This is a genomic window from Pseudomonas sp. EL_65y_Pfl2_R96, assembly GCF_963970905.1.
Taxonomy (GTDB): domain Bacteria; phylum Pseudomonadota; class Gammaproteobacteria; order Pseudomonadales; family Pseudomonadaceae; genus Aquipseudomonas.
The window spans coordinates 1-555 of record NZ_CAXAQH010000189.1 but is presented as its reverse complement, the minus strand read 5'-3'; the positions used below and the strand labels follow the sequence as shown (position 1 = coordinate 555).

Below are 555 nucleotides of genomic sequence, written 5' to 3'. Positions count from 1 at the left end.
ATGGCTGTTGCTCGCGATCAGATTGGGGTTGCCACCCGAAACCGTCGTCACGACGGCATTCACGCCGCGCACATAATCGAAGACCGGCACATTAGGCGTCACCACTTGCGGGTTGCCGAGTTGCTGCGCGGTTGGTGCGGTGTCGCGATCGGTGACCGACGCGATGATCCGCAATGGCACCACCGGCGACCAATTGAGCCCATAACCAAGTGTCGTCAGCGTGCCGAAGTCCGACAGTTGATCGACCGCGACATTGCCGTTGACCGACAGGCTGCCAATCACCGGCAGCACATTCTTGGCGCGGCTGGTCAGTGGCACGTCGATATTGAGCTGGCCGTTGGCGGTATTGCGCGACACACTTCCGGGCGAAATCAGTCCTGCTCGATACGACGTGCTGCTGAAATCGCTGATATCGCCGCCGAGGTGCACGCTGGTCGAGACTTCGCCCGCCGGCAGCTTGAACAAAGCGCCGTTGACCAGAAGGTCCACTTGTCCCTCGTCCGAGGTCGAATAGCCGCGATTGACCGGTGCCAAAGCGGCGGCGGACCCGAGCCC

At 61.8% G+C, this 555-nt stretch carries 1 protein-coding gene; it reads right to left on the bottom strand.

From position 1 onward, the window contains the following. Positions 1-555, bottom strand: a 555-nt coding sequence (locus AACY49_RS30150; protein WP_339527898.1) for a hypothetical protein, incomplete at both ends; no start/stop codon positions are given.